This window comes from Kribbella sp. NPDC026596, assembly GCF_040638415.1.
In the GTDB taxonomy this organism is placed as follows: Bacteria; Actinomycetota; Actinomycetes; order Propionibacteriales; family Kribbellaceae; genus Kribbella.
Map to the genome: position 1 here is coordinate 1 of NZ_JBEZYF010000136.1, position 6,994 is coordinate 6,994.

General features: G+C 67.7%; 10 protein-coding genes and 1 pseudogene. 8 read left to right on the top strand and 3 right to left on the bottom strand.

Annotated features, from left to right (window positions below; genetic code table 11):
- The coding region (locus AB0E63_RS45895) for a hypothetical protein (protein WP_360381059.1) at positions 1–663 on the top strand (663 nt) is incomplete at its 5' end.
- Entirely contained in the window at positions 660–1,298 is a 639-nt protein-coding gene (locus tag AB0E63_RS45900; RefSeq protein ID WP_360381062.1) for a glycerophosphodiester phosphodiesterase, read from the top strand. The genes AB0E63_RS45895 and AB0E63_RS45900, both read left to right, overlap by 4 nt.
- A 77-nt stretch (positions 1,299–1,375) precedes the next feature.
- On the opposite strand, the gene AB0E63_RS45905 is transcribed toward AB0E63_RS45900, so the two are convergent.
- Entirely contained in the window at positions 1,376–1,651 is a 276-nt protein-coding gene (locus AB0E63_RS45905) for a DUF1876 domain-containing protein (protein WP_360381065.1), read from the bottom strand.
- A gap of 155 nt (positions 1,652–1,806) precedes the next feature.
- Here AB0E63_RS45905 and AB0E63_RS45910 point away from each other — a divergent pair, with 155 nt between their 5' ends.
- The 6 genes from AB0E63_RS45910 to AB0E63_RS45935 all read left to right on the top strand — a co-directional run bounded on the left by AB0E63_RS45910 (position 1,807) and on the right by AB0E63_RS45935 (position 5,937).
- Positions 1,807–2,001 (top strand): hypothetical protein, encoded by a 195-nt coding sequence (locus tag AB0E63_RS45910; protein WP_360381067.1) that lies wholly within the window; start codon positions 1,807–1,809, stop codon positions 1,999–2,001.
- A 121-nt stretch (positions 2,002–2,122) separates the two neighbouring features.
- Positions 2,123–3,214, top strand: coding sequence for an alpha/beta fold hydrolase (locus AB0E63_RS45915; RefSeq protein ID WP_360381070.1), 1,092 nt, complete (start codon positions 2,123–2,125; stop codon positions 3,212–3,214).
- Positions 3,215–3,374: 160 nt separating this feature from the next.
- The gene (locus tag AB0E63_RS45920; RefSeq protein WP_360381073.1) at positions 3,375–3,755 is read left to right on the top strand and encodes a hypothetical protein; all 381 of its coding nucleotides are present in this window, start codon (positions 3,375–3,377) and stop codon (positions 3,753–3,755) included.
- 16 nt (positions 3,756–3,771) lie between these two features.
- Positions 3,772–4,314, top strand: coding sequence for a flavodoxin domain-containing protein (locus AB0E63_RS45925; protein WP_360381076.1), 543 nt, complete (start codon positions 3,772–3,774; stop codon positions 4,312–4,314).
- Positions 4,286–5,371 (top strand): YbhN family protein, encoded by a 1,086-nt coding sequence (locus tag AB0E63_RS45930; RefSeq protein WP_360381079.1) that lies wholly within the window; start codon positions 4,286–4,288, stop codon positions 5,369–5,371. Before AB0E63_RS45925 ends, AB0E63_RS45930 begins: the two co-directional genes overlap by 29 nt.
- A gap of 41 nt (positions 5,372–5,412) precedes the next feature.
- Positions 5,413–5,937, top strand: coding sequence for a DinB family protein (locus AB0E63_RS45935; protein ID WP_360381082.1), 525 nt, complete (start codon positions 5,413–5,415; stop codon positions 5,935–5,937).
- A 7-nt stretch (positions 5,938–5,944) separates the two neighbouring features.
- Here the strand turns inward: AB0E63_RS45935 and AB0E63_RS45940 are convergent, their stop codons facing one another.
- Positions 5,945–6,583, bottom strand: a complete 639-nt coding sequence (locus tag AB0E63_RS45940; RefSeq protein WP_360381085.1) for a hypothetical protein — start codon at positions 6,581–6,583, stop codon at positions 5,945–5,947.
- A 178-nt stretch (positions 6,584–6,761) separates the two neighbouring features.
- A pseudogene (locus AB0E63_RS45945) lies at positions 6,762–6,994 on the bottom strand (IS630 family transposase); the annotation flags it as partial.

Consider the following 6,994-nt stretch of genomic DNA (forward strand, 5'->3'; position numbering starts at 1 on the left):
TGGCATCTGCGCGCCTATGCGGAGAGTGAGATCCTCGGCCTGATCTCACCGTGGCATGCCGGGGCGGATCTGTGGCGTATTCATCGGCTGGACAAAATCGGAGTACGGCGGTCCAGTGCGGTCGCCGAGGTTGCGCTGGACCGTTTCATCGGTGCCGTCGGACTCGTCGCCGCGGTGGTGGTGACCGGCGTGACACTGCCCTGGACCGTGCTGGCGATCGCCCTCGGTGCCGCTGCCGCGGTTCTCGCCGGCGCGCTCGTCGTACGGCGCCGGCGTCCACTCCTGGCCGGTCGCTGGCCGTGGCCGTCGGCCAAGGTGTTCGCGCTCGGCGTGCTCCTGTCGATCGGGTACCAGGCCACGATCCTCGGTCTGCTGGTCGGGTCCATCGACGCCGTCGGCGGATCCGTGCCGCCGCTCCAACTGGTCGCGGTCTTCGGGGCGAGCCAGATCGCCGGCGCGCTGCCCGGAGTGCACGGTGCGAGTCCACGCGATGGCGCCCTGGTCGCCGGCCTCGCGTCGATCGGGGTCTCCTGGACGGCCGCCTTCGGCGCTGTCGCACTCACCGCCTTGCTCTACTGGATTCCAGCTCTCCTGCTGGGTGGCAGCTGCCTGTTCCTGCGCTGGCGTGGCTGGTTCACCGAGCCACAAGCTACGGCGCCGTGACTCGGGAGCTCATCGTCGCGCACCGCGCGGGCAACAACCTCGAAACGCTCCGGTCGGCCCTCGATCTCGGCGCCGACCTGGTCGAGGCGGACGTGCACGCTTATCGGGGCCGCCTCGAGATCCGGCACCGAAAGAGCCTTGGTCCGTGGTGGCTGTGGGATCGGGGTGAACTGGTCCGCCGCGCTCAGGTGCAACCGCTCGAGATCCGCGAACTGCTGGCCTCTGTCGACGGCGATCCCCGTCTGCTGCTCGACCTGAAGGGTGTCCATCCCCGCCTCGGCGCCCGCGTCGCGACAGCGCTGACCGAGGTCATGCCGGCCGGCACGGTCACCGTGTGCACACAGCACTGGTGGATGCTCTCCGCCTTCCGCGACCTGCCCAACGTGCGACTTGTACTGTCGGCCGGGAGCCGCCGCGGACTCCGCCGACTGCGGTCCCGGCTCCGCGGACGACCGGCGTACGGCGCCTGCGTCCACCGGCGACTCCTCACCCCCGAGATCGTCACCGAGCTCCGGGACGGCGCCGAGCGCGTCCTCACCTGGCCGGTCGACACCAAGGACGCGCTGGCCGACGCCCGTCGCCTCGGCGTCGACGGAGTGATCGGAAAGAACCTGAGCGTCCTCAGCGCAGACTGAGCGCGTCAGCTCTCGGCGCGAGGCTGGCCACCTCAGCTGGTGGTTCAGCCGAGGTGGACCGTCGCCCAGACCTGCGGTCAGCGGCGGAGGTGAACGTGCTCGTGAGTGATCTGCTCGATATCGGCCGTGGCGGCGTCGAGCAGCTCGTGGGCCAGGCTCGACAAGGCCCGCGCCACCGCGAGCTCGTCGCCGATCTCGGCGATCTCGGTGTCCCCCGGATTCCGGCGGGCGGTACCCCGGCCGACGAGCTGCGTCTGGTCATTCGTGTTCAGCCGGGCCTCCGCGTTCGTGGTCCGCTCGTCCTCGTGCTCGTCGATGAAGATCTCGACGCTCCAATGCCTGCTCGCGACCATGATGGTCACCCCTCCGATCGATGAACGCCTCAGCACCATCTTCCGAGCACGCCGGGATCCACACCAGGGCCGTCCGGTCCACCTCACCGGGAATTTCTGCTCTGTCGCTCGATCGCGGGCCGGCGTGTGCTGGAACTGCGAGAGAGGAGCCGGCCATGACCGACATCGACAAAGCCCGTACACAGCGCGATGCGCAGCGCACCGTGGCCAGCCGGCGGACGACCGGATCGACGTCCTCCGGGCAGGCCATCGTGCGCCACCTCGGAGTCGAGCTCTACAAGGAGCGCCGCGACCGCGACAAAGCACCGGCCGAGCCCAAAGGCGACCAGCCGACCGAACCTGACCGCTGACTCGGAGGAGGTCCATCGACCGGCGGGTTGCTCGCTCAGGTCACCGGCACTCGGGCTCTTTGTGGCGACCGGGCTGCGACCCATTCTGGTCGCGAGGAATCGACGGCGGAGGTGACGCGACATGGGACGAGGCGAACCCCGTCTGCAGATCGTCCGAGCGATCCTGGTGTTCAGTGCCGGATGTCTCGTGCTCGGAGTCGGGATCGGCCTCGGCCCGCCGTACCTGGCGAAGGCCGGCCTCCATCCCGTCACGATCCTGGGTATGGCTGGATTTGCAGCAGGGCTGGTATTGCTCGCTCTCGGCGGCGTGGGACTGGTGCGCGTCGCGCGGAGCTGGCGCCGCATCCTGGTGGTGCCTGTCCTGCTCGCCGCGGTGGCCGCCTCAGTGCTGTCGATCGGACAGGCGGTTGCGGCGACCAACGTGCCGCCGACGACCGTCGGCTCGGCCACTCCGGCAGATCGCGGCCTGGCCTCTACCGAAGTCAGGTTCCCGACGGCTGACGGGGTCGCGCTCGCCTGCTGGTACATCCCGTCCCGAAACCACGCGGCCGTTGTCCTGCTCCATGGGGCGGGCTCGACCCGCTCGAGCCTGCTCGATCACGCTGTCGTCTTGGCACATCACGGGTACGGCGTACTGCTCCTGGACGCGCGCGGTCACGGTCGCAGCGGCGGACGCGCCATGGACTTCGGCTGGTACGGCGACGAAGACGTCGCCGCGGCCGTGTCGTTCCTTCAGACCCGGCCGGACGTCGATGACGAGCTGATCGCGGCGGTCGGGTTGTCGATGGGCGGCGAGGAAGCGATCGGCGCAGCGGCAGGTGACCGGAGGATCCGTGCTGTCGTCGCCGAGGGCGCGACCCACCGAGCAACCTCCGATCGGGAGTGGCTGTCCGACGAGTTCGGCTGGCGCGGCACCCTCCAAGAGGGTCTGGACCGGCTGACCTACGGCATCACCGACGTCCTCACGGCGGCCGATCAACCGCCGGCATTGCGCGATGCGGTGGCTGCGACCGCCCCACGAAGGGTACTGCTCATCGCCGCCGGCGACCGCGCCGACGAAGGAAACGCAGACCGCTACATCCAGTCCGGGGCCACCGGCAGCGTCGACTTGTGGATCGTCCCCGACACAGGACACACCGATGCTCTGCGAACCCATCCGGGCGAGTGGGAACAGCGAGTCACCGCATTCCTCGCAACCGCACTCCACCTTTAAGGCCGATGGACGCCTGAACCTGAACTCCAGTGGACGGACCTTGTGACCCTCTCGCCCGGGTCCGACGGCCCTGAAACGGGAGCTTCACTGGAACCACGATGAAACTATGAGTAGTCCGTCTTCCGGACCACAAAGGTCCCCCGGGCACAGTCGTGGGCGCGTGGTACTCGCGGTTGTGGCGGTCCTCACGGTCGCGCTCGTCATCGGAACGATCGCGGTCATCACCCGCGCGCACGACGACACGGCCGGTCCAGCAGCGCCGATCGTACCGACCAAGACCGTCACCAGTAAGACGACGCCTCGATCGCCAGCTCCGTCGCCGACCGTGCATACGCCTGGTGCCGCGCTGCTCATCCTCTACATCGAGAGCGCGAACGGCGGATGCGAAAGCCGCAGTGGAACGGTGCTCACCAAGGCGCCCAAGATCGTGTGGCAGCACGAAGGAACCGAACCCCACCGCGACGGAACCATCGGCGGCATCTGGTTCGCGGCGGACCTCGACTCGCATGGCGAGTGGCACGTGGACCTGTCCGCGTGCTGAAGGAAGGAGATGTGTGATGTCCAAGAAGGTACTCATTGCCTACGGCACCAAGATGGGCGCGACCGCGACCATCGCGGCAGTCATTGGTTCCGAGCTCCGGGCCGCCGGCCACCAGGTCGACGTCCACGAGATCGGCGCCGTCCTGGCCGTCAGCGAGTACGACGCCGTGATCGTCGGCAGCGCGATCTACCAGGCCCGCTGGCGCCCCGAGGTCGTTCGCTTCCTCCGCCACCACGAGCGGCAACTCCGCAATCGGCCGGTCTGGCTCTTCCACAGCGGCCCGATCGGTCCGAGCAAGAATCACGACCAGCCCCTCCCGGCCGACGTCGCTCGGCTGGCACGTCTCATCCAGGCCGCACCGGTCAAGACCTTTGCCGGTGAACTCCAGGCCGATGCGATCACCGCACGCCTGTCCCGCCGGGCTGACCTCGAACACCTGATCGGCGACACCCGGGACTGGAACAAGATCCGCACCTGGTCCCGTGAAATCGCCACCACCCTGCAGACAGCGCGAGCCGAAGCAGCCGGCAATGGCTCATCTCTTGCCGCAGGCAAGTAAGTCGACAACTTCCGGATCCCAGCGGCGCACGGCGACCCGGCGGACTGGGACGATGGCGCTCGCCTGGGGCCGCAGCGCGGTCGGCCTGCTGGTCCTGATCGCCGTCGTCGACTACGTCGTACTGCCCAGAATGGCCGGCACCGAGCAATCACTTCGCCTGCTGCGACACGTCGATCCATGGTGGGTAGCCGCCGGAATCGCGTTCGAGGCGATCAGTCTGGTGAGCTACTCGCTGAGTACCCGCAGCGTTCTGAGGTCGAGACCAGCAGGCTTCGGCTGGATCGTACGCAGCGATCTGACCGGCTATGGCATCGGGCACATCGTGCCGGGCGGCGGGGCGACGACGACGGCGCTCCGCTATCGGCTCTTGGTCTCCGGTGGCGCGACGCCGACCGATGTCGCGGCGGCAATCGCAGTCCAGGGCGTCGGGTGTGCGGTGGCGCTTGCGGCGATCCTCTGGGTTGCCCTCATTCCCAACCTGCTGTTCTCCGGACCGACCGCGCCGTACCTGATCATCTGGCTCATCGGCGCCGTCCTCGCCGCCTGCGGCGTCGTTGCCACCCAGAAGCGTTCAGGGATGGCTGCGGGTGCGGCAACTGTCCTCAATTTCGCGCTCCGCCGGCTCCCCCGACGCTGGCGACCCCGGGCTCGCGAGATCGCGAGGCAGCTGCGTGACCTGCTGTCGGACCGCGAGGTCCGCAGATCCTTCCTGACCTGGGCCACACTCAACTGGCTGCTCGACGCCGCAGCTCTCTGGTTCTTCCTGATTGCCTTTGGGCACCTGATGAACCCCGCGTCCTTGCTGCTTGCCTACAGCATTGCGAGCCTGCTCGCGGTCCTGCCCATGACACCTGGCGGACTCGGCATCATCGAAGGCGTCCTCATCCCGGGCCTCATCGGCCTCGGCGTCCCTGGCGGTATCGCCGTACTCGCCGTCGTGTCCTGGCGCCTGTTCCAATTCTGGATCCCCGTCCCCGTCGCCGGCCTGTGCTACCTGTCCCTGCGCACCCCAGGCTGGCGCGACAGAGTCGCCGCCCGCGAGAACGCCGCCCGGTAGCAGCATCTGGTGTTGCAGCCGGACCAGTGCTGATATGAACCATGGAGCGGCAGCTGGTGCACGAGGAGCTTGAACGGGCTCGTGCGGACTTTCGCCGGTTGGTCGAGTCGGCCGATCGGGCCGATTTGCTGAGGGCAACGAACGGAACTCGCTGGAACAACCGCCAACTGCTGTTCCACATGCTGCTCGGCTATCTGATCATCCGCGCCCTGCTGCGGCTCGTGCGGGTGTTCGGTCGACTGCCGCAAGGAGCGAGTCGTGCCTATGCTCGACTACTCAACGCGGCGACCCGACCGTTCGATCAGGTGAACTTCCTCGGTTCGTACGCCGCCGGGCACGCGGTCAGCCCGGCGCGGATGGTAGTCATGTTCGACCACGTCGTCGCCAAGCTGCACCAGCGGCTCGACGCCGAGTCCGAGGCCGATCTGGCTCGCGGCATGCACTACCCCACGCGGTGGGATCCGTTCTTCAAGGACTACATGACCTTGGCCGACGTCTACCACTTCCCCACCCAGCACTACGACTTCCACCGCCGTCAGCTCACGCTGACCAACGCGCCGAAGTGACAGGGCACTACCGTGCAGGACCTGCACCTTCGGCGCCGGGGCTGAGTGGGGCGACCGGAGCGATGCCGGTGGCTTCACCGGCGCCCATGCCGGCCCTGCCGATCAAGCCGGAGACCAGCTCTTGCGCCTCCGTCAGCGTCTGTTCAAGGGTCTGCAGACCGGCATCCACGCGGCCCGCCTCGAGTGACCATCGGGCCGCGGCCATGCCCTGCACGATCGAGTCATTGATCTCGATCGCCTGGCGATACAACAGCGCTGCGGATTCCAGACGCCGCTTCTCCGCTTCAGAGCGGCGAAGCCGGTCCGACGCATCGCCGAGCAGGACGCCGAGGAGCAGCAGCGGCAGGACGCGTGACATCCATCCGGAAGGACTGAGAGTCACATCCTTCACCACAATCCAAACCACGATCAGAGCCACGGCGACCAACGCCCCTGCCACACCGGCGCGCAGTCCGAAGGCGATGGCGATCAGGGCCACTGGCAAGGCGAAGAGCATGGAATAGGTGTCAGCGGGCTGACCGGCAAGCACCCGGAGCAACAACACCAAGACGTAGAGCGCACCAGCGACGGCAAGGGCCACGCCCGGGTGATGGCGGAACCAGGGTTCACGCGGCGAGCTGGCTGTCAGGCTGGTGGTGACGATCATCGTTCCAGCGTGCGCCGCCTCCATCCGCGAGCACAGAGGCCGAAAGTCCCGACGTGCCCCCGCGCCCGGACCTTCATCGCCGGCATCGATTGGTCACGCGCGCGTGGCAAACAGCCCGGCGGCTGTTCTCAGGCGCTTCGACGAGCCGCTGCAGCACGCTGGTTCACAACCTTCGGCACTAGTGGAGCGTTTCTGAAGTCTGCGGACGGTTGGCCTTCTTGAGGATCTCGTCGGCGGTCTTGGTCCAGACGAAGGGGTGGCAGCGGTCGTTCCAGCCGTCGATGAAGGCGCGGATCTTGGCGTTGAGGTCCTTGACCGAGCCGAACGTGCCGCGGCGGATGGCCTGTTTCTCGATGATCCCGAACCAGACCTCGACGAGGTTGAGCCACGATCCGGAGGTAGGAGTGAAGT

Coding starts and splice junctions, on each gene's coding strand:
- AB0E63_RS45905 (WP_360381065.1), bottom strand. CDS start 1,651: ATGGTCGCGAGCAGGCATTGGAGCGTCGAGATCTTCATCGACGAGCAC.
- AB0E63_RS45910 (WP_360381067.1), top strand. CDS start 1,807: ATGACCGACATCGACAAAGCCCGTACACAGCGCGATGCGCAGCGCACC.
- AB0E63_RS45915 (WP_360381070.1), top strand. CDS start 2,123: ATGGGACGAGGCGAACCCCGTCTGCAGATCGTCCGAGCGATCCTGGTG.
- AB0E63_RS45925 (WP_360381076.1), top strand. CDS start 3,772: ATGTCCAAGAAGGTACTCATTGCCTACGGCACCAAGATGGGCGCGACC.
- AB0E63_RS45930 (WP_360381079.1), top strand. CDS start 4,286: ATGGCTCATCTCTTGCCGCAGGCAAGTAAGTCGACAACTTCCGGATCC.
- AB0E63_RS45935 (WP_360381082.1), top strand. CDS start 5,413: ATGGAGCGGCAGCTGGTGCACGAGGAGCTTGAACGGGCTCGTGCGGAC.
- AB0E63_RS45940 (WP_360381085.1), bottom strand. CDS start 6,583: ATGATCGTCACCACCAGCCTGACAGCCAGCTCGCCGCGTGAACCCTGG.